20 protein-coding genes are annotated in these 20,057 nt (G+C 73.5%); 7 read left to right on the top strand and 13 right to left on the bottom strand.

Annotated features, from left to right (window positions below; all coding sequences use genetic code 11):
- Nucleotides 1-97: 97 nt before the first annotated feature.
- The 3 genes from ABZ261_RS05500 to xseA form a co-directional block, all read right to left on the bottom strand.
- Nucleotides 98-688: a malonic semialdehyde reductase gene (locus ABZ261_RS05500; RefSeq protein ID WP_356855543.1), complete on the bottom strand. Its 591-nt coding sequence runs from the start codon at nucleotides 686-688 to the stop codon at nucleotides 98-100.
- Nucleotides 689-821: 133 nt separating this feature from the next.
- Nucleotides 822-1,046 carry an exodeoxyribonuclease VII small subunit gene (locus ABZ261_RS05495; RefSeq protein WP_356855541.1) on the bottom strand — a complete coding sequence of 75 codons (225 nt, stop codon included), beginning with the start codon at nucleotides 1,044-1,046 and terminating at the stop codon, nucleotides 822-824.
- A complete protein-coding gene (gene xseA / locus ABZ261_RS05490) occupies nucleotides 1,043-2,251 on the bottom strand; it encodes an exodeoxyribonuclease VII large subunit (RefSeq protein ID WP_356855539.1) in 1,209 nt (402 codons plus the stop codon). The genes ABZ261_RS05495 and xseA overlap by 4 nt, the downstream gene beginning before the upstream one ends.
- Nucleotides 2,252-2,414: 163 nt before the next feature.
- Here xseA and ABZ261_RS05485 point away from each other — a divergent pair, with 163 nt between their 5' ends.
- Both ABZ261_RS05485 and ppgK read left to right on the top strand, forming a co-directional pair.
- Nucleotides 2,415-3,431, top strand: a complete 1,017-nt coding sequence (locus ABZ261_RS05485) for a 4-hydroxy-3-methylbut-2-enyl diphosphate reductase (RefSeq protein ID WP_356855537.1) — start codon at nucleotides 2,415-2,417, stop codon at nucleotides 3,429-3,431.
- Between the two features lie 35 nt (nucleotides 3,432-3,466).
- Entirely contained in the window at nucleotides 3,467-4,213 is a 747-nt protein-coding gene (gene ppgK / locus ABZ261_RS05480) for a polyphosphate--glucose phosphotransferase (RefSeq protein WP_356855535.1), read from the top strand.
- Between the two features lie 160 nt (nucleotides 4,214-4,373).
- Here ppgK and ABZ261_RS05475 read toward each other — a convergent pair whose 3' ends face one another.
- Entirely contained in the window at nucleotides 4,374-4,994 is a 621-nt protein-coding gene (locus tag ABZ261_RS05475; protein WP_356855533.1) for a DUF6542 domain-containing protein, read from the bottom strand.
- A 183-nt stretch (nucleotides 4,995-5,177) separates the two neighbouring features.
- Here ABZ261_RS05475 and ychF point away from each other — a divergent pair, with 183 nt between their 5' ends.
- The 4 genes from ychF to ABZ261_RS05455 all read left to right on the top strand — a co-directional run bounded on the left by ychF (nucleotide 5,178) and on the right by ABZ261_RS05455 (nucleotide 7,729).
- Nucleotides 5,178-6,266, top strand: coding sequence for a redox-regulated ATPase YchF (ychF, locus tag ABZ261_RS05470; RefSeq protein ID WP_356855531.1), 1,089 nt, complete (start codon nucleotides 5,178-5,180; stop codon nucleotides 6,264-6,266).
- A 106-nt stretch (nucleotides 6,267-6,372) separates the two neighbouring features.
- Nucleotides 6,373-6,990, top strand: coding sequence for a class I SAM-dependent methyltransferase (locus tag ABZ261_RS05465; RefSeq protein ID WP_356855530.1), 618 nt, complete (start codon nucleotides 6,373-6,375; stop codon nucleotides 6,988-6,990).
- A 38-nt stretch (nucleotides 6,991-7,028) separates the two neighbouring features.
- Nucleotides 7,029-7,295 (top strand): hypothetical protein, encoded by a 267-nt coding sequence (locus ABZ261_RS05460; protein WP_356855528.1) that lies wholly within the window; start codon nucleotides 7,029-7,031, stop codon nucleotides 7,293-7,295.
- 104 nt (nucleotides 7,296-7,399) lie between these two features.
- Entirely contained in the window at nucleotides 7,400-7,729 is a 330-nt protein-coding gene (locus ABZ261_RS05455; protein WP_356855526.1) for an LxmA leader domain family RiPP, read from the top strand.
- 582 nt (nucleotides 7,730-8,311) lie between these two features.
- Here the strand turns inward: ABZ261_RS05455 and ABZ261_RS05450 are convergent.
- From ABZ261_RS05450 to ABZ261_RS05410, 9 genes are all read right to left on the bottom strand, one after another.
- Nucleotides 8,312-8,869: a pyridoxamine 5'-phosphate oxidase family protein gene (locus tag ABZ261_RS05450; RefSeq protein WP_356855524.1), complete on the bottom strand. Its 558-nt coding sequence runs from the start codon at nucleotides 8,867-8,869 to the stop codon at nucleotides 8,312-8,314.
- A gap of 7 nt (nucleotides 8,870-8,876) precedes the next feature.
- Complete coding sequence (locus ABZ261_RS05445) at nucleotides 8,877-10,172, bottom strand: ATP-grasp domain-containing protein (protein ID WP_356855522.1); 1,296 nt, start codon at nucleotides 10,170-10,172, stop codon at nucleotides 8,877-8,879.
- Complete coding sequence (locus ABZ261_RS05440; RefSeq protein WP_356855520.1) at nucleotides 10,169-11,041, bottom strand: NAD(P)-dependent oxidoreductase; 873 nt, start codon at nucleotides 11,039-11,041, stop codon at nucleotides 10,169-10,171. Before ABZ261_RS05440 ends, ABZ261_RS05445 begins: the two co-directional genes overlap by 4 nt.
- Before the next feature lie 419 nt (nucleotides 11,042-11,460).
- Nucleotides 11,461-12,666 carry an MFS transporter gene (locus tag ABZ261_RS05435; protein WP_356855518.1) on the bottom strand — a complete coding sequence of 402 codons (1,206 nt, stop codon included), beginning with the start codon at nucleotides 12,664-12,666 and terminating at the stop codon, nucleotides 11,461-11,463.
- A 1-nt stretch (nucleotide 12,667) separates the two neighbouring features.
- Nucleotides 12,668-13,645: a diiron oxygenase gene (locus ABZ261_RS05430; protein ID WP_356855516.1), complete on the bottom strand. Its 978-nt coding sequence runs from the start codon at nucleotides 13,643-13,645 to the stop codon at nucleotides 12,668-12,670.
- On the bottom strand, nucleotides 13,642-14,934 hold the full coding sequence (ectB, locus tag ABZ261_RS05425) for a diaminobutyrate--2-oxoglutarate transaminase (protein WP_356855514.1): 1,293 nt from the start codon (nucleotides 14,932-14,934) through the stop codon (nucleotides 13,642-13,644). Before ectB ends, ABZ261_RS05430 begins: the two co-directional genes overlap by 4 nt.
- On the bottom strand, nucleotides 14,931-15,899 hold the full coding sequence (locus ABZ261_RS05420; RefSeq protein WP_356855512.1) for a 3-methyl-2-oxobutanoate hydroxymethyltransferase: 969 nt from the start codon (nucleotides 15,897-15,899) through the stop codon (nucleotides 14,931-14,933). Before ABZ261_RS05420 ends, ectB begins: the two co-directional genes overlap by 4 nt.
- Entirely contained in the window at nucleotides 15,896-17,065 is a 1,170-nt protein-coding gene (locus tag ABZ261_RS05415; protein ID WP_356855510.1) for a pyridoxal phosphate-dependent aminotransferase, read from the bottom strand. Before ABZ261_RS05415 ends, ABZ261_RS05420 begins: the two co-directional genes overlap by 4 nt.
- A 10-nt stretch (nucleotides 17,066-17,075) precedes the next feature.
- Nucleotides 17,076-18,620: an NtaA/DmoA family FMN-dependent monooxygenase gene (locus ABZ261_RS05410; RefSeq protein WP_356855508.1), complete on the bottom strand. Its 1,545-nt coding sequence runs from the start codon at nucleotides 18,618-18,620 to the stop codon at nucleotides 17,076-17,078.
- Nucleotides 18,621-18,815: 195 nt separating this feature from the next.
- On the opposite strand from ABZ261_RS05410, the gene ABZ261_RS05405 reads away from it, so the two are divergent.
- Nucleotides 18,816-20,027 carry an ATP-dependent carboxylate-amine ligase gene (locus ABZ261_RS05405; protein WP_356855506.1) on the top strand — a complete coding sequence of 404 codons (1,212 nt, stop codon included), beginning with the start codon at nucleotides 18,816-18,818 and terminating at the stop codon, nucleotides 20,025-20,027.
- Nucleotides 20,028-20,057 lie beyond the last annotated feature (30 nt).

Below are 20,057 nucleotides of genomic sequence, written 5' to 3'. Positions count from 1 at the left end.
GTCCTACACCCTTACCCCGGGACAACCACCGCCCGGGATGGACTACCTTCCTGCGCCCCGGCGACGCCGGGGGCCTCCTCGCATGTGCGGGCGCGGCTCAGACGGTGGTGACGACGTCCTCGTAGGCCAGGCGCGGGCCGCGCGGGTGCGAGGCGTCCGGGGCGGGCCTGCCGATGTTGACGATCATCAGCGGGGTGTGGTCGTCGTCCAGGAACTCCTTGCGGACGCCCTCGGCGTCGAAGCCGGTCATCGGGCCGGCGGCCAGGCCGGCGGCGCGGATGCCGACGATGAGGTACCCGGCCTGCAAGGCGGCGTTGAACGCGGCGGCGCTCTCGCGGACCGGGCGCTCGGCGAAGAACACGTCCTTGGCCTGCGGGAAGGCCGGGAAGAGGGTCGGCAGCTCCTCGTGGAACTCGTTGTCCGCGGAGAGGATCGCGACCAGCGGGGCGGCGGCGGTCTTGTCCCGGTTGCCCTCGGCCATGTGCTTCAGCAGGCGCTCGCGGGCCTCGGGGGAGCGGACCAGGGTGATGCGCAGCGGGGTCTGGTTGAAGGCGGTGGGGCCGTACTTGACCAGGTCGTAGATCGCCCGGACCTGCTCGTCGGTCACCGGCTCGTCGGTGAAGGCGTTCGCGGTGCGGGCCTCCCGGAACAGCAGGTCCTGGGCGGCGGGGTCAAGAACGAGAGACATGCGTGACTTCCTCGGGTGCGCGTCCGGCCCGTGGTGCGGGACCGGCTGACGGCCCGACCCTACGTCAGATGAGTTTTAAGCTTCAACCAACCCCGGGGTGCGGTGACCCGCCTCACCCCGGCCCCCGCCGCGGCTACTCGCCGTCCTGCCCGGCCTTCTCCTCGGCCAGCGCCGCGTCCAGCCGGGCCCGGGCCCCCTCCAGCCAGCGCCGGCACACCTTGGCGAGCTCCTCGCCGCGCTCCCACAGCGCCAGGGACTCCTCCAGCGACGTGCCGCCGGCCTCCAGCCGCCGTACGACGTCGATCAGCTCGTCGCGGGCCTGCTCGTACGTCAGGTCCTCGTCCACCTTGCTCGTCATTCGCTCACCTTCACCGTGAATTCGCCCTCGGCGACGCGGGCGCGCAGCGCCTCGCCCTCCGCCACTTCCCCCGGACCGCGCACCACGTGCCCGTCCGGTCTCTGCAGGACCGCGTAGCCGCGCCGGAGCGTCGCCGCGGGCGAGAGCGCCACCACACGCGCGTGCGTGTGCGACAGCTCCGAGTCGGCCCGGTCCAGCAGATGCCCCAGCGTCCGCCGGCCGCGGTCGAGCAGCGAGGCGACCTGGTCCGCGCGCTCGTCGACCATCCGGTGCGGATCCTCTATCGAGGGCCGCGCCAGCGCGTGCGCCAGCCCGCGCTCCTCCCGCTCCAGGTACGCGTGCACGCAGCGCCGCGCCCGGTCCCGCAGCGTCCGCACCCGCTCCAGCTCCTCGCCCACGTCCGGCACGACCTTCTTGGCGGCGTCCGTCGGCGTGGAGGCCCGCAGGTCGGCGACGTGGTCGAGCAGCGGGTTGTCGGGTTCGTGCCCGATCGCGGACACGACGGGCGTACGGCAGGCGGCCACCGCCCGCACGAGCTGCTCGTCGGAGAACGGCAGCAGGTCCTCGACGCTGCCGCCGCCGCGGGCCACGACGATGACGTCCACCTCGTCGATCGCGTCGAGTTCCTTGACGGCCTGCACGACCTGCGGGACGGCGTGCACCCCCTGCACCGCGACGTTGCGCACCTCGAAGCGGACCGCGGGCCAGCGGTGCCGGGCGTTCTCCAGCACGTCCCGCTCCGCGGCGGAGGCCCGGCCGCACACCAGCCCGATCAGCTGCGGCAGGAACGGCAGCGGCTTCTTCCGCTCCGGCGCGAACAGCCCCTCGGCCGCCAGCGTCTTCTTCAGCTGCTCCAGCCGGGCCAGCAGCTCGCCCACGCCGACGGGCCGCATCTCGGCGGCGCGCAGCGAGAGCTGGCCCCGCGGCGCGTACCACTCGGGTTTCGCCAGCACGACCACCCGGGCCCCCTCCCCGACGACGTCCGCGACGGCGTCGAACACCTGGCGGTAGCAGGTGACGCTGACGGAGATGTCGTACGAGGGGTCGCGCAGCGTCAGGAACACCACGCCGGCGCCGGGGCGGCGGGACAGCTGGGTGATCTGCCCCTCGACCCAGACCGCGCCGAGCCGGTCGATCCAGCCGCCGATGAGCCGCGACACCTCACCCACGGGCAGGGGGGACTCGGCGGACGTGTTCACAGCCATGCGGTCGAGCGTAACGGGGCGTACCGACAGTGCGGCCCCGCCCGCCGGGGGACACCGGCCCGCCGCGCCGTGCGGAGCCTGCCGTTCCGGGCCCGGCGGTGCGCTCCCGCTCCACCGGGGACGCCGGACAGGTGATCAACGCGCCCCCGGGCGCACCCGTACGATGGGACGCATGACCGCTTCGCCTGGCCGCCGTGTCCTGCTCGCCGCCCCCCGGGGCTACTGCGCCGGTGTGGACCGCGCCGTGATCGCCGTCGAGAAGGCCCTGGAGCAGTACGGGGCCCCGATCTACGTCCGGCACGAGATCGTCCACAACAAGTACGTCGTGCAGACCCTGGAGAAGAAGGGCGCCGTCTTCGTCGAGCGCACGGACGAGGTGCCGCCGGGCAACATCGTGATGTTCTCGGCGCACGGAGTCGCCCCGGCGGTGCACGAGGAGGCCCGGCGCGGCCGGCTCGCCACCATCGACGCCACCTGCCCCCTGGTCACCAAGGTCCACAAGGAAGCCGTCCGCTACGCCAAGGAGGACTACGACATCCTCCTGATCGGGCACGAGGGCCACGAGGAGGTCATCGGCACGTCCGGCGAGGCCCCCGACCACATCCAGCTGGTCGACGGCCCCGAGGACGTCGCCAAGGTCGAGGTCCGCGACCCCTCGAAGGTCGTGTGGCTCTCCCAGACCACCCTCTCCGTCGACGAGACCATGGAGACCGTCGACGCCCTGAAGACCAAGTTCCCGCAGCTGCTCTCCCCGCCCAGCGACGACATCTGCTACGCCACGCAGAACCGGCAGCTCGCCGTGAAGCAGATGGGCGCCGAGGCCGAGCTGGTCATCGTCGTCGGCTCGCGCAACTCCTCCAACTCCAAGCGGCTGGTCGAGGTCGCCAAGCTGGCCGGCGCCCGCGCCGCCCACCTGGTGGACTTCGCCGACGAGATCGACGAGTCCTGGCTCGACGGCGTGACGACCGTCGGCGTCACCTCGGGCGCCTCCGTGCCGGAGGTGCTGGTCGAGCAGGTGCTGGAGTGGCTCGCCGAGCGCGGCTACGCCGACGTGGAGATCGTCAAGGCCGCCGAGGAGTCCATCACCTTCTCGCTGCCCAAGGAACTCCGCCGGGACCTGCGCGACGAGGCGGCCGCACTGGTCGCCGAGCGCGGCGGCACCGGGACCTCCGGGGTATGACTGTGACGGTGCGTCGTCCGTCGTAACGTGGGGCCATGCAGATCTTCGGCGTGGACATCGGCGGATCCGGCATCAAGGGCGCCCCAGTGGACCTGGACCGGGGCGACCTGGCCCAGGAGCGCTGCAAGGTGCTCACCCCCCACCCGGCGACGCCCGACAGCGTGGCCGACGGGGTCAGGCAGGTGGTGGAGCACTTCGGCTGGACCGGCCCCGTCGGGCTGACCTTCCCCGGAGTGGTCACCGGCGGCGCCATGGTGCGCACGGCCGCGAACGTCGACAAGGGCTGGATCGACACGGACGCCCGCGCGTTGTTCAGCGGCAGGCTCGGCGGCCTCCCGGTGACCGTGGTCAACGACGCGGACGCGGCCGGCGTCGCCGAGATGCAGTTCGGCGCCGGCCGGGGCCGCCGGGGCACCGTCGTCCTGCTCACCTTCGGCACCGGCATCGGCAGCGCCGTCTTCACCGACGGCGTCCTCGTCCCGAACACCGAGCTGGGCCACCTGGAGCTGAACGGCCACGACGCCGAGAAGCGCGCCTCCAGCAAGGCCAAGGAGGACAACGACCTGAGCTGGGAGCAGTGGGCGCGCCGCGTGCAGAAGTACCTGGCGCACGTGGAGATGCTGTTCTCGCCGGAGCTGTTCGTCATCGGCGGCGGCGTCAGCCGCAAGGCCCACAAGTTCCTGCACCTCATCGAGGGCGTCAAGGCGGAGATCGTCCCCGCGCAGCTGCAGAACAACGCGGGGATCGTGGGAGCGGCCATGCGGGCGGCCCAGCAGTCCTAGCCCCGGGCCCGGCCTCGCGGCCCCGTGGGCACCGGCGCCGTCCCGGTCCCGCGGAGCCGCCGCGCCGTGTCCGGTGCCACGTCCGCCGGGGCCGGTGCGGTACCGGGTCCCGCGGGCCGCCGGGGCGGGTCCCGAAGGGCCGCGCGGGGGTGTGCGTCGCTCAGGCGCGCCGGCGCCGGCTCCGTACCCACCGCACCCGGCGCACCAGCACGATCCCCCCGGCGGCGAGCGTCCCCCCGTACAGCCAGCCCGCCTGCGTGGCCAGGCCCGTGAACAGCCCCATCAGCCGGCCGGCCGACCCCCCGCTGCCGTCGGCGACGGGCAGCAGCCCCACGGCGAACCCGATCGGCACGACCACCGGGGCGGTCAGCACGTCCCCCGCGCGCACCCACAGCGCGATCAGCACGCACACCGGCAGGAACAGCACCCCGTACACCGGCAGGGAAGCCCCGAACAGCATCTGGTCCAGGCAGCCCAGCAGGAACATCGCCACCGCGCAGAACAGCCCGCTGCCGAGCCCGGTGAGCCTCGGGTTCGGCAGCGCCCCGGCCTCTCCCGCCGGGCGGGCGGTCCGGACCGGCCGGCCCAGCCGCGCCGGACGCGCCGGACGCGCGGGGCGATCCGGGCGGGCGGGACGGGCCGGGCGCACCGCGCGGGCCGGATGCGCCGGACGGGCCGTCCCCGGCGCGGGCCTGCGCCGGGCCTGCGGCGGCAGCGAGGCGGGCGGCTGGGCGCCGCGTCGCCGTCCGTCGTTCGGGGGTCGCGATCCGTGTTGCTCCATCGGACCAACTTAGGTCTGCTTATGTGCTCAATCAGCCCCGAGACACGCCGATGCGGAGCACTCGGCCGGGCATCGACGTTCGCCGCGAGGCGGGCGTGCGGGACGCCGTAAACTGGTGGATCGGCCAGTGTCGGCCTCCGGCCCCTGGCACCCCTGGCCCACTCATCTACGGGAAGTCGCAACGTGTCGCTCACGATCGGAATCGTCGGCCTGCCCAACGTCGGCAAGTCGACCCTGTTCAACGCCCTGACCAAGAACGACGTGCTGGCGGCCAACTACCCGTTCGCCACGATCGAGCCGAACGTCGGCGTGGTCGGTGTGCCCGACGCCCGCCTCGCCAAGCTCGCCTCGATCTTCAAGTCGGAGCGCATCCTTCCGGCCACCGTCGACTTCGTCGACATCGCCGGCATCGTGCGCGGCGCCTCCGAGGGCGAGGGCCTGGGCAACAAGTTCCTCGCCAACATCCGCGAGTCCGACGCGATCTGCCAGGTCATCCGCGCCTTCAAGGACGAGAACGTCGTCCACGTCGACGGCAAGGTCTCGCCGAAGGACGACATCGAGACGATCAACACCGAGCTGATCCTCGCCGACCTCCAGACCATCGAGAAGGTCCTGCCCCGCCTCCAGAAGGAGTCGCGGATCAAGAAGGACGTCGCCCCGAAGGTCAAAGCGGTCGAGGAGGCCAAGGAGATCCTCGAGAAGGGCGAGACGCTCTTCGCGCACGGCATCGTCCAGGGCAGCGAGCGCGCGGAGCTCCTCCACGACCTGCACCTGCTCACCACCAAGCCGTTCCTCTACGTCTTCAACGTCGACGAGGACGAGCTGGTCGACGAGGACTTCAAGAACGAGCAGCGCGCCCTGGTCGCCCCGGCCGAGGCGATCTTCCTCAACGCCAAGCTGGAGGCCGACCTCGCCGAGCTGGACGAGGAGGAGGCGCTGGAGCTGCTGCAGTCGGTGGGCCAGGACGAGCCGGGCCTCGCGACTCTCGCCCGCGTCGGCTTCGACACCCTCGGCCTGCAGACCTACCTGACGGCCGGCCCCAAAGAGTCCCGCGCCTGGACGATCAAGAAGGGCGCCACCGCCCCCGAGGCCGCCGGCGTCATCCACACCGACTTCCAGAAGGGCTTCATCAAGGCCGAGGTCATCTCCTTCGACGACCTGGTCGAGGCCGGCTCGGTCGCCGAGGCCCGCGCCAAGGGCAAGGCCCGCATGGAGGGCAAGGACTACGTCATGCAGGACGGCGACGTGGTGGAGTTCCGGTTCAACGTGTAGCGGGTGACTTGGCACCACTTCGCTGCTCCGGCACACATGCAGGTCGATAGGGGTCTGGCTCACCGGGGTCAGGCCCCTTGACTTTCACCGTGCTGGACAGGTGCTGGTGACAGCGCAGAACGCGCACTACAACGAGAAGTCGGCCGGTGTCTACGAGCAGATGTACCCCATCGGCTTCGACACCGACGCCGCCGTCGAGTACTGCTCCGGGATGCTAAAGCCCGAGGCCAAGGTGCTGGAATCGGGCATCGGCACCGGGCGCATCGCGCTCCAGATGGCCGAGCGCGGCTTCCGTCCGCACGGTGTCGACGGCTCGGAGGCGATGCTCGCGAAACCGGCCGAGCGCGACACGGAGGGCCTGGTCACCGCCGTGCTGGGGGGCGGAGGGCGGCCGGTTCGCGTCCTGGAGGCGTTCGACGCTTCGCCGTACCACGTGATGACCAAGCCCGACTTCTCGATGCGCTACCTCAACGAGACCGCGATCATGCTGGACACCATGATGGTGGACCGCGCGCAGCAGCTCATGGTCGCCACCCACACCATCGTGGACGGCGGGCCGCCCGAGACCACCCAGCACGTCATTCGGTGCGCGTTCCCGCTGGAGATCGACCTGCTGGCCGAATTGTCGGGGCTGAAACTCGTCGAACGCTGGGCCGGATGGCACCAGCAGCCCTACACGGCAATCAGCCAGCGGCATGTCTCGGCTTACGAACGGGTAACTTGATATCCGCACGGCACGGTGCGCGGAATCCAGGGAGAAACGTGATCGAGGGAATATCGGGTGCCATCGCGGTCGGTTTGTCGGCAGCGCTCGGCGTCGCCAGCGACCGCACCACGAAGAAGCGGAAACAAGCTTTCTGGGACCAGTACGGATCCTACGAGGGATTCCGGAGCCAGGTCGACGAGGAGCGTATCCGGGAAGTCTGGAGGGAGCGTGGGGACTTGGCCGCCATGAAGGCGGTCCGTGACGCATTCCCCTATGTCCCGCTTCCCGTGGCGAAGCGTTACGTGGACGAGCTGCCCGCCTAGGGCGGCACCTGCCGGCGGGTACGGCAGCGGTGTGAGGGGGCGGGGCCACGTGGCCCCGCCCCCTTCTCGCAATTCTTGATTCCGCTCCGCCGGGAGCCCCGCACATGCAGGCAGAAAGGCCCTGGGTCACGCCCGCAGCATTATGGCTGAAGTTTCGCCGGTCGATCGGTGAGTCGCTTATTTTCCAGCGCTGGATCACCCACGGAAGTCAGTGCAGGAATTATCTCGAAGGCGGAAACAGTCCGCCGAATGCAGTTCTCAAGAGGAGCCCGACGTACACCTCCGCGGACGAGATCGCCGCGTTCCAGGACCGCGGCGCGCCGGCGATCAGCCCGGTCAGCTGCTCCGTCGCCCTGCCCATCGTCGAGTCGTCCTACGCCTGCAGCGCGGGCATCAGCATGAGCGTCGGTGTCACCGTCGGCAAGGGCTGCTGACCCCACCGCCACGTACGAGCGTGACCCCGGCCGGTCCGGTGCCGCGAACCCCCAGGGCGCCGGACCGGCGGCACGTGGGGCGCCCGCCCCGCGGGCACCGGGCCTCACGGTGCGAACCGCGGAACTCCGCGACACCGCGGACACCGACAGGAGGGCCCCGCCCCATGCGGCACCTGACACTGGACAACGGCCTCAGGGTGGTGCTCGACGCACGCCCCGGAGCCCCGGTCTCCCGACCGAGCCGGCCGAAGAGGCAACTGCGGTGCCCGAGGCCGCTGCCGTACCGGCCGGCGCCAAGGACCCACCGGAGCCGACGCCGTCCGCTTTGAACAAGTCTCCTTCGCCTACGACGGCTCCCTGCCCGACGGCCTGGACACCGTACTGGGCCGTGAGGTCGACCTCTCGGGTGGTCAGCGACAGCGCATCGCACTCGCCCGGGCCCTGCTCAGCCCGGCGGTGCGCTCCGCCGCCCAGGCGTGGTCGAAGCCGGTGGAGTCGTCGCCGATCCAGAGGGCGGGGGCGTCTGCCCGATGAGGGCGGTGGCGGCCGCGAGGCCCTCGCCCAGCATGCCCACAACCCTCGTCAGGGGGTGGCGTGGGGTCTGGCCGGCAGGCCGTCGATGCTGCGGGAGTTCTTCCGGCGCATGTACTCCTCCAGTTCCGCCCCCGTCCGGCGCTCCCCCCACTTGTCCTGCAGGTCCCGCTCCCGGACCAGGGTCATCTCCGGGACCGTGAACCCGCAGGAGTCGGCGATGCGGTCGACGGAGACCACGACGACCGAGCGGGGGATGGGATGGGTGCCGAAGCGGCCGATGAGCGTGTCCCACTCCGGGGAGTCCGGGAAGACGCAGCGGCCCCGCCCGTACAGCCGGACGATCTTCGGGCGGGCGGTGAAGGAGCAGAACATCAGGGTGATCCGCCCGTTCTCCCGAAGATGGGCGATCGTCTCCGCGCCCGAGCCGATGAGGTCCAGGTACGCCACCGTGGTGTCGTCGAGCACCGCGAGGGTGTCCATGCCGCCCTTGGGCGAGACGTTGACCCGGCCGTCGGCGGCGAGGGGCGCGGTGGCCACGAAGAACACCGGCGCCTCGGCGAGGAAGGACCGCAGCGCGGGAGTCAGCGCCTCGTACAGCTTGCCCACCTGCTGTTCACCTCTTCGTGGTCGGGGCGGCCGGGGCCGCCGGCTGCGCGGGTCCCAGCAGCCGGTCCGGGCGCGGGGCCACGGCGGCGATGGGACGGGCGGGCGGCGCGGTGTCGTGCGCCCTGGTGCGGATGACGATGGCGGAGGCCAGCCTTCTCGCCCGCTCCCGCGCCTCGGCGGCGTCCGCGCCGCGGACGATGAGCAGTCCCGAGCGGTCGTAGGACCAGGCGATGGGGTGCACCGGGTCGCCGGGCGCGACCCCGATGTGCAGGTCGACCACGTGCGGGTCGGCGCGCACGGCCTCGGTCCCGTCGACGGACTCGACGACGCCCGGCTCCGCGGTCAGGAAGCGGATCGCCGCGCCGCACCGCGGGGCGCCCGGGACCACGGGCTCGGTGCGGCCCGCGTACCAGAGCCAGGCCAGGGCGTCGATGTCGATGCCGTACACCTCGTGCACCAGGTCGGCGATCCGGTCTCCGCCGCGCCGGTTGTGCGACTCCACGAGGCGGGGGCCGTCCGGGGTGAGCTTGACCTCCGTGTGCGAGGGGCCGTCCCGCAGGCCGACCGCGTCGAGCATGCGGACGACGAGGTCGTCGACGGCCGCGGTGAGCTCCGGGGCCAGGCCGGCGGGCTGGGCGTGCCCGATCTCGACGAGCGAGTCGAGCGTCTCCTTGGCGGTGTGCGCGAGCACCACGTGCCGTCCGGCGTAGGAGAACGCCTCGACGCTGATCTCGGGGCCCTCCAGGTACTCCTCCATCAGGAAGGTGTGCAGCCCGAACTCCCGGAGCCAGGCGGCGACCTCGGGCACGTCGCCGGATCCGCGCACCCGGCGCACGCCGATGCTCCCGGAGCCGTACCGGGGTTTGACGATCGCGGGTCCGTACGTGTCGACGAACTCGCGCAGGTCCTGCTCGGTGTGGCCGATGCGGGCGGCGGTGGGGTCCACGCCGCGTGCGGCGAGCAGGGAACGGAAGGCGAGCTTGTCCTGCAGCACCCCGACGACTCCGGTCCCCGCGCCGGGCAGGCCGAGCGCGTCCGTCGCCGTCGCGGCCGTCTCCAGACCGTCCTCGATCATGGACACGACCCGTTCGACGGGCCGCCGGGCGTGGACCGCCGCCAGCAGCTCGGCGACGGCGGCCGGCTCGCGGTAGTCCGTCAGCAGGGCCTCGGCCACCTCGGCGAGGCCGTCGGCGGCGAGCTCCCGGGGGTGGTGGATCCAGACCACCTCGAAGCCCGCGGCGCGGGCCTTGCGCAGGGCGGCCGGGGTGCCGCCGACGATCGCGATGCGCCTGGCGCCGGTCATGCCCGCAGCTCCCGTCCGGCCGCGTCCTCCAGCCAGCGCACGACCTCGACGTTGTCGGCGCCCGGCGGAAGGTCCGCCTCCGCTCGCTCCCACAGCTCCCGGCAGGCGGCGCCGAACGGGGAGGGGCCGCCGGCCTGCTCCTGGAGGCCGCGGGCGATGCGGATGTCCTTCAGCATCAGCCGCAGCGCGAAGCCCGAGTCGAAGGTGCCCGGCAGCACGTGGTCGGGCAGCTTGGTCTGGGAGGCGTGGTTGCGGCCGGTGGAGGCGTTGATCACCTCCAGCATGACCGCCGGCTCCAGCCCGAACGCCCGCCCCGCGAGCATCACTTCGGCGACCGCGGCCAGGTTCACCGCGGACAGCAGGTTGTTGAGCGCCTTCAGCGCGTGGCCGGCGCCGGCCGGGCCGACCCGGTGGACCCTGCCGAGCGCGGACAGCACCGGTTCGGCGCGGTCGAGTGCCTCGGCGTCGCCCGCGGCCATCAGCGTCAGGTCGCCGGCCCGGGCGGCGGCGGGGCTGCCGGAGACCGGGGCGTCCACCACGGCGACGCCGGACTCCGCGGCGGCGCGCCCGAGGGCGAGGGTGTCGGCCGGGGCCGAGGAGCCGGTGTCGACGACGAGCGCGCCCGGTTCCAGCTTCGGCAGCAGGACGTCGGCCACCCGCCGCACGGCCGCGCCGTCGGGCAGCATCGTGACGATCACCGGGGCGGCGAGGCCCGGCACGTCCGCCGCCGCGGTGACGCCGGGATGCTCCGCCGCGCGGCGCAGCACGTCCGCGTCGAGGTCGTAGGCGGTCACCTCGAATCCTTGGTCGGCCAGCCGGCGGCACATCCCGCCGCCCATGGCCCCGAGTCCGGCGAAACCCACCCGCATGGTTGGAACCCTTTCTGTCGTCCGTCCGGCCGGACCGCGGCCACAGCCGCGTCCCGCCCGGTCCTCGCGCCCGCGGCCGCCCGCCTGGGCCTTGCCTCCGCGGTCGTGTCCCGCCCGGTCGTCGCAGCCACAAGCGGGTCCCGCCCGGTCCTTGCGGCCGCAGCCCGCGTCCCGCGCCGGTCGTCGGGTCCGCGGTGGTGTCCCGCCCGGTCCTCGCGCCCGCGGCCGTCCGCCTGGGCCTTGCCTCCGCGGTCGTGTCCCGCCCGGTCGTCGCGGCCGTAAGCGGGTCCCGTGCCGGTCCTCGCGCCCGCAGCCGCGTCCCGCGCCCGCGGCCGCGTCCCGCGCCGGTCCTCCGGGCCGCACGGGGGTCCTGCCCGGTCCTCGCGCCCCGTGTCCGGACGGTGCGCCGCGCCCGGCCCTCACGCCTCGGCCGGCGCGGTGTCGCGGGAGCCGGCGGCGAGGGCGACCCGTTCGCCGCCCAGGCCCGCCAGCAGGAACACCGCGGCGGCGGCGAGCCAGCCCGCCGTGCCCGCGGTGAGGAGCAGGCCGGTGACCACGATGGGGCCGAGGACCCGCTCGGCGGACAGGCCGAGGTTGAACACCGCCAGGTAGCGGCCGCGCGCCTCGGGCGGCGCGAGGGCGATGGACAGCTCCCAGCCCGCGGAGTTGGCCATGACCTCGCCCAGCGACAGGGCGACGACGGCCGCCCCCAGCCAGCCGACCGCGGCCCGGCCGTCCGCGCCGCCCGCCGCCGCGAAGCACAGGCCCGCCACGGCGAGCACCGCACCGGCGCAGGCCATCAGCCGGCTGGTGCGGCGCAGCCCGTCGGCGAACCGGCTGACGGGGATCTGCAGCACGACGACGAGCACCGTGTTCAGCGTGAACAGGACGGACACCGTGACCCGGGGCGCGTCCGTGTGCTCCAGCACCCACACCGGCATGGCCACGAGCAGCAGGGCGTCGAAGAACATCAGCAGGAAGTTCAGCGCGGTCAGCGCGAGGTAGCGCGGGCGGGGCAGCGTCCAGGCCGGCTTGGCCCGCGGCGCCGGGCGCTTCTCCACGGTGACGCGCAGCACCAGCGCGGCGCCGCCGAGGAAGGCCAGGCCGATCGTCCCCAGGGTGAGCCGGTAGGCGAGGAGCGTGTCGCTGACCAGGGCGGCGCCCGCGGCCAGCGCTCCGGCGCCGAGCCCGACGTTGCGCACGACGTTGATCACCGCGAGCACCCGGGTCCGGTGCCGCTGGTCGGGGACGGAACCGGCGACCAGCGCCTGCAGCACGGGGGGCGCGGACCGGTCCACCGCGATCGCGAGCAGGGTGACGCCCAGGAACTGCCAGAAGGACGTCACGAAGGCGTACGTGACACAGCAGGCCGCGCGGGCCGTGTAGAGCCCCGCCAGCACGCGCCGCGCCCCGTACCGGTCGGCGAGTTCGCCGCCGAGGAGGGACACGGCGAGCGCGACGGCTCCCGCTCCGGCCAGCCCCGCGCCGACCTGGTTCGCGGACAGCCCGACCTGGCGGGTGAAGAACGCCATGGAGGACGCCATGAACATGCCGATGCCGAGGGACTGGACCAGCGCGGCCGCGGCCAGCCGGCCGCCGCCCGCGGGAAGACGGCTCAGCCGCATGTCACTCCGTTCCGAAGTCGAAGTCCACGCGGTCCTCCAGCTCCATCTCGCGGACGATCCGCCGGATGCCGGAGAAGTCACGGACCAGCAGGCCGTTGCCGCTGCGGGCACGGCAGTCGGCGACGATCTCGTCGGCGCGAGCGATGCCGGCGTGCGCGAGGACGGCGGGCCACACCTCGAAGTCCTGGGCGACGAAGGCGTGCAGCGCCTTCGGCAGGTACGCGGTGAACGCCCGGCGCTGCTCCTCGTTGAGGTGGACGTACAGCGCCTTGGCGACCTCGACCATGACGGAGGAGTGCGCGGACTCGTCGCGGGCGTGCAGCCGGGGGACGAGGGAGTGCAGCGGCTGGACGGTGTCGTCCCGGGAGAGCAGTTCCAGGTAGGCGTTGACGCTGATCTCGGAGACGGTCGTCCAGACCAGCTTGAGCAGGTCGCGCTCCCACTGCTCGCTCGCCTGCGCGTCGGCCTCCAGCAGCCGGCGGTAGGTGACCGTGTGCGGGTAGCGCGGTTCGCCGGTGACCGCCCGCACCTCACGGGTGCGCTGCATGGCGACCATGTGCATGTACGTGTGCCAGACCTCGTCGACGTGGGTCTGCTGCACGGCCCGCTTGAGGTGGACGCCGTCGGCGCCCGGGAAGACGCCGTGCATGATCATGGCGAAGGTGGGGTTGGCGACGTGTTCCTCGGCGGCGATGACGCGCTCGTTGTAGACCAGCCAGGCCAGCGTCAGCACCTTCTGGCGCTGTTCGGGGGCCGCGGCGAGGAACAGCGGGTGCTCGGCGAAGGGCAGCAGCCGTACCGGGTAGTCGGGGAGCGCCTCGTCGTACTCGCCGGGCTCGGCGATGCGGTCGAGGTCGGTGCGGATGGTCGCGCGGCGCGGCCAGGCGTCGGCGACGCGGCGCAGCACCGTCTCGTCGATGTGGGCGGGCTCCTGCCCGGCGCCGCCGGGTTCTCCGGTGTGCTCGTTCAGGACGGTCACTGTCGTTCCTCCTGTGCTGAGGCCGATTCGAGGGCGTCGGCGAGGATCCGGATGCCGTGGCGCAGGCCCTCCTCGTCGGTGACGAGGGGAGGCATGATCTTCAGGACCTGGCCGCGCGCGCCGGAGGTCTCCACCAGCAGCCCCCGCGCGAACGCGGCCCGGGAGACCCGGTCGGCCAGGCCGTCGTCGGTGAAGGCGAGCCCGCGGATCAGGCCGCGGCCGCGCACGGCGCACCCGAGCTTCGCGAACCGGGACGCCAGCTCGCCGAGGAGGCCGTCCAGCACTTCGGCACGGTGCCGCACCCGGACGGCGAACTCCGGGTCGGCCCAGTGCTCCAGACAGGCCGCGGCGGTGACGAAGGCCAGGTTGTTGCCGCGGAAGGTGCCGCTGTGCTCGCCGGGCAGCAGCCGGTCGAGTTCGGGGCGGATCAGGGTGAGCGCCATCGGCAGGCCGTAGCCGCTGATCGACTTCGACAGGCAGATCAGGTCGGGCACGATGCCCGCCTCCTCGAAGCTGAAGAAGTCGCCGGTGCGGCCGCAGCCCGCCTGGATGTCGTCGACGATCAGCAGGATGTCCCGCTCCCGGACCGCCTCGGCGAGCCGGCGCAGCCACGCGGGGCTCGCCGCGGCCAGTCCGCCCTCGCCCTGCACGGTCTCGACCACGACGGCCGCGGGCTTGTCGATGCCGCTGCCCGGGTCGTCGAGGAGCCGGGTGAGGTGGTCCACGGTGTCGACGCCGGGGCCGAAGTAGCCCTCGTACGGCATGCGCGTGACGTGGCCGAGCGGCACGCCGGCCGCGCCGCGCTTGAAGGCCGTGGCGGAGGCCGCCAGCGCGCCCAGCGACAGGCCGTGGAAGCCGCCGGTGAAGGCGATGACGTCGGTGCGTCCGGTGACCCGGCGGGCCGTCTTGAAGGCGGCCTCGACGGCGTTGGTGCCGGTGGGCCCGGTGAACTGGACGCGGTGGTCGAGCCCGCGGGGTGCGAGGACGACGTCGCGGAACCGCTCCAGGAACCGTGCCTTGGCGGCGGTGTGCAGGTCCAGGCCGTGCGCGGGGCCGTCGGCGAGGAGGTAGTCGACGAGGGCCGCCTTCGCCTCGGGCGGGTTGTGGCCGTAGTTGAGGGCGCCGGCGCCGGAGAGGAAGTCGACGTACTCGCGGCCCTGCGCGTCCCACATGCGGTGGCCCGAGGCGCGGGTGAAGACGGCCGGGAAGCGGCGGCAGTAGGTCCGTACGGCCGACTCCATCTCGTCGAACACGGCCGCGGCGGCGGGTGCGGGCTCGGTGACGGTCATGACACGCTCCAGGGGTCGGTCCCGGCGATCCGCGCGGCCTGCCGGGGGTCGAGCGCGGTGCGCGGGGTGAGCGGGAACCAGCCCGCGAGGGTGAGACGGATCAGCTCGCGCATCCGGTCGGCGATGAGCTCGGGGGTGTAGGCCGCCGGCACGTCGGCGGCGTCGAGGGTGGGCGTCGGCGGGAAGTAGCGGCCCGGTTTGGCGGGACGCACCACCGCGTCCCACAGGTTGAGGCTCTGCCCGCCCCAGCGGGCCCGGCCGCTGAAGACCGAGTACAGGGGCAGCCCGGCCGGGTGCGGGCGGCTCAGCGCCTGGTTGACCGGCTCGCTGACCATCTCCACGACCAGCCCGCAGGCGCCCGCGTCCCGTGCCCGGCGGGCCTGCGCGAACAGGTCCATGGCGTCGTCCACGGCGTCCCCGTGCCGGCTCAGGGAGGTGAGCTGGGGGGTGTAACCGAGGTGGGCGAGGGTGGGCAGGCCGGTGGCGGCGACGGCCTCCACGCAGCGCAGCTCGTCCTCGCCCGCCACCTCGATCTTCACGGCGTCGGCGCCGGCGTCGCGGAACCGGGCGGCGGCCTCCCGGGCGGCGGCCGGGCCGGCGGTGGTCCCGTCGGGCAGATCGGCGAGCAGGAACGGCACGCGTCCCGGCGCGAAGTGCCGGTCCAGCGCGTCGCGCACCTCGGCGACCAGGCCGATCAGGGTCGTGAGCGCCCAGTCGCGTTCGCGGGGGGTGGACATGACGGTGCCGGGCCGGCCGAGGTGGGTCATGAAGTAGGAGTCGCCGACCATCACGCACTCGACCGGGCTGTCGGCCAGGTCGGGGACGCGCAGCGCCTCGGCCAGCCCCTCGATCTCGTAACCGCGGTAGGCGTTGATCTTCAGGCCGAGCTGGACCGGGGACGTGTAGCGCGACAGGTAGGGCGCGAGGGCGCCCATCAGGGGCGGCGCGGACAGGTCGGCGGTCATCGGACGCCCTCCCGGTACACCTTGTCGATGCGGTCGACGGCCTCGCGCACGGCCTGCGGCGGCGCGGCGGTGAAGCAGAGCCGCGCCCAGGCCGCGCAGTGCGCGCCGAAGACCCGGCCGGGGGCGAGTCCGACGCCCTCCTCGGCGCAGCGGCGGACGAACTCGCCGCCGTCGCCGTCCCGGTACGCCCGCAGGTCCAGGAAGGTGTAGAGACCCCCGTCGACCCGGGTGTGCGGGATCTCCAGCGCCTCGTCGGCGAGGTCGCGGGCCTGTGCGGCGAGCCGGCGGCGGGCGGCCAGTTCCCCGGGCGCGGTCGCCAGCGCCTCGAAGGCGGCGAACTGCGCGGCGGTGGACACCGAGTACAGGGTGTGCAGCGACCACTTGGTCAGGGTCTCGGTGCAGCCGGGCGGGGAGATCAGGTACCCGGCCCGGGCGCCGGGCATCGCGTAGGTCTTGCTGAAGGAGTGCACCGAGAAGGTGCGCGCGTCGGCGCCGCCGACGGTGGCCGGTTCGGTGAAGCCGTCGGGGGAGAAGTCGTAGTTCTCGTAGGCGTTGTCGGCGATCAGCCACAGGTCGTGCCGCTCGGCCAGGTCCACGAGCCGGGCCAGCTGGTCCTCGTCGAGGCGCTGACCGGTCGGGTTGTTGGGGTTGTTGAAGTAGACGGCGCGGGTGCGGGGGCCGACGGCCGCCTCGATCGCGCCGATGAAGTCGAAGCCGGCGTCCTGCGACAGCTCCAGGAAGACCGGGACCTCGCGCGGCAGGCCGCCCGCCGCGTGGACCAGGCCGGTGGCGAACAGCCACTGCGGGGACAGCACGAGGACGTCGTCGCCCGGGCTCAGGACCGCGTGCAGGACGACGGCGATGGCGTGGGTGGCCCCGGCGGTCACCAGGATCCGGTCGGGGTCGACGGGGGCGCCCCGGCGCGCGCTCGCCGACCGGGCGAGGCGTTCGCGCAGCGCGGGGACGCCGGCGGGCGGCGCGTGCTCGTGCGGGGCGATCCCGAACTCGGCGCGCTCCCAGGCGCGGGGCTCGGCGCACGGGGGGAAGACGGTCCTGCCCTGGTGCAGGCCGACCGGCGTCTCGTGCCCGTGGGCCCGCAGCAGCCGCTCGACCGCGACCAGCGGCGAGGGAGGGATTTCGGTCAGCGAACGACCGAACGAGGGCATGTGGAGGCTCCTAGTCGGCGGGGGAGGCGGGCGATGCGGTCGAGGCCGGCGATGCGGTCGAGGCCGGCGATGCGGTCGAGGCGACGGAGGCCGCGGTGACCGGCGAGGCGGTGCCCACCTTCGAGGCGGGGGCGACCGGGATGGTGGGGCCGGCCGGGGCGGTACGGGCGGAGGGGGCCGGCGGGGAGTCCGGGGCGGCGGCCCGCCCGGCCCCCCGGGCGGCGCCCCGGGCGGGCCGCTCCAGCCCGAGGTTCTCGCGCAGGGTGGCGCCCTCGTACTCCGTCCGGAACAGGCCCCTGCGCTGCAGCTCCGGCACCACCAGGGCGACGAAGTCGTCGAGTCCGTCGGGCAGGACCGCGGGCATGATGTTGAAACCGTCGGCGGCGCCGGTGGTGAACCACTCCTGCAGCTCGTCGGCGATGCTCTCGGGCGTGCCGATGACGATGCGGTGGCCGCGGCCGCCGGACACCGACCGGTACAGCTCGCGGATGGTCAGACCCTCCCGGCGGGCCTTGTCGTACACGAGCTGCCGGCGGCTGGTGCTGCCCTCGGTGCGGGGCGGCTCGGGCAGCGGGCCGTCCACCGGGTACCCGGACAGGTCGACGTCCCCGAGGAGCAGCCTGAGCAGCCCGAGGCCGACGACCGGGTCCACCAGCTCCTGCAGCGCGGCGTACTTGTCCTCGGCCTCCGCCTTCGTGCGGCCGACGACGGGGAAGATCCCCGGCAGCACCTTCAGCTGCCCGGGATCGCGGCCGTGGCCGGCGGCGCGCTCCTTGATGCCCCGGTAGAACGCCCGCGCCTGCCCGGCGTCCTGGGCGGCGGTGAAGACGACCTCGGCCCAGCGGGCGGCGAAGTCCTGCCCGTCGGGGGAGGAGCCGGCCTGCACGATCACGGGGTGGCCCTGCGGGGGGCGGGCCACGTTGAGGGGGCCGCGGACCCGGAAGTGCTCGCCCTCGTGGCCGAGGATGTGCAGCTTGGCCGGGTCGAAGAAGCGTCCGGAGGCCTTGTCGTAGAGGAAGGCGTCGTCCTCCCAGCTGTCCCACAGGCCGGTGACGACCTCCATGAACTCCCGCGCCCGGCGGTAGCGGTCCGCGTGCGCGGGCTGCTTGTCCAGGTTGAAGTTGCGGGCCTCGGCGTCGGTGACGGAGGTGACCACGTTCCAGCCGGAGCGGCCGGCGCTCAGGTGGTCCAGCGAGGCGAACCTGCGCGCCAGGTTGAACGGCTCGTTGTAGGTGGTGGAGGCGGTGGCGGCCAGGCCGATGCGGGAGGTGTGCACGGCGAGCGCGGACAGCAGCGTCAGCGGCTCGAACTGCACGATGCGGCCCTGCCGGCTCAGCTCGTCGGCGTCCCGGAACGGGATGCGGATCCCGACCCCGTCGGACAGGAACACCATGTCGAACAGGCCGCGCTCCGCGGTCCGCACGAGATCGCGGTAGTGGCCGAAGTCAAGTCCGCCGTCGGCGTGCGCGTGCGGGTGGCGCCAGGAGGCTATGTGATAGCCCGGCGCGACCAGGAACGCCCCGAGACGGAGCCTGCGGTCCGGTGTCCGCGTCATTCCGAATCCCCCTTTGCGTACGCGACCCGAACGGGACGGTAGCCAAGGGAGCGGGCGGGGCCACGGTTGTGGGCACAAGGCGCTGTTCCCTTCGAAAATCTCGTTGTGCCCATTGCGCCGGGGTCTTTCCCAAAACCCTCGCGACCGCCGGCGGTGGCCTACTCTGCGAGCGGTCTGCGAAGCGGAGGGACAGCGATGGCAACGGCGGACGGCACGGGCGGCACGGTCGTCGTTCTCGTCGACAGCGACTACGCCGACACCCCGTACGACAAGTGGTCCGCCGACGCCGGCGTACGGCCCTGCCTGCTGGTGTCCGCGCGCCGGTACCCGCAGTACCGCCACATCCCCGGCGCGCGCTCCTTCGACGCGTACGCCACCGGCGGCGAGGTGGAGCGGACCGCGCTCGCCCTGCGGCCCCGGGCGGTGGTGGCCCGGTCCGAGGCCGACGTGCTGCGCGCGGCCCGGCTGCGCGAGCTGCTCGGCGTGCCCGGGCAGGACTACGCGAGCGCGCTGGCGTTCCGCGACAAGGTGCTGATGAAGTCGCTCCTGCGCGAGCGCGGGGTCGCGGTGCCGCGGTTCGCGCCGGTGCGGCTGGTGGTGGACCTCCTCGCCTTCCTGCGCGCACACCCGTACCCGGTGGTGGTCAAGCCGGCCTTCGGCTCGGGCTCCACGGGCACGCACGTGCTGCGCGACGACGCGGACCTGGCGGCGCTGCTCGCCGCGGGGCTGCCGGAGCACGCGCAGGTGGAGGAGTTCGTGGACGGCGTCATGCACGTGGTGGACGGCCTGGTCGTGGACGGCGTCCCGCGCGCCCTGTTCGTCTCCCGCTACCTCAACGACTGCCTGTCCTACCGCACCGGCGCCCCTCTCGGCTCGGTCCAGCTCACCCGGGACGACCCGCTGGTGGACCGGCTGGCCGACTACGCCCGGCACGTCCTCGCCCGGCTGCCGACGCCCCCGTGCACCACCTTCCACCTGGAGGTGTTCCGCACGCCCGGCGACGACCTGGTGCTGTGCGAGGTCGCCAGCCGCACCGGAGGCGCCCTGACCGCCGCCGCCGTGCGGGCCGCGAGCGGCTTCGACCTGGACGAGGAGTGGTACCTGGCCCAGGTGCGGGGCGCCGCGCACCCCGTGCCCGAGGTGACCGGGGCCGCTCCGGGGCGGTCGGCCGGCTGGGTCGTCTTCTACCCGGAGGCCGGGACCCTCGCGGCCCTGCCCGCCGAGCCGCCGCCGTACGTGGTCGAGCAGCGGCTGCGCGGCACCGTCGGCACGCGGTACGAGGGCGGCGAGAAGTCCGGCGTGTACCTGGCCGGTTACGTCGTGACGGGCCGGGACGCCGGCGAGGTCGAGCGCCGTGCGGGCGAACTCGCCGAGTGGTACCGCGCCTCGGTTGAATGGGCGGGGTGACGGCGGGACGGTCCGCCGGCGGAGGGAGCG

The organism is Streptomyces sp. NPDC006193, from assembly GCF_040613915.1.
GTDB lineage: Bacteria > Actinomycetota > Actinomycetes > Streptomycetales > Streptomycetaceae > Streptomyces.
The sequence above is the reverse complement of the archived record's forward strand: the minus strand, read 5'-3'. Positions and strand labels throughout refer to the sequence as shown.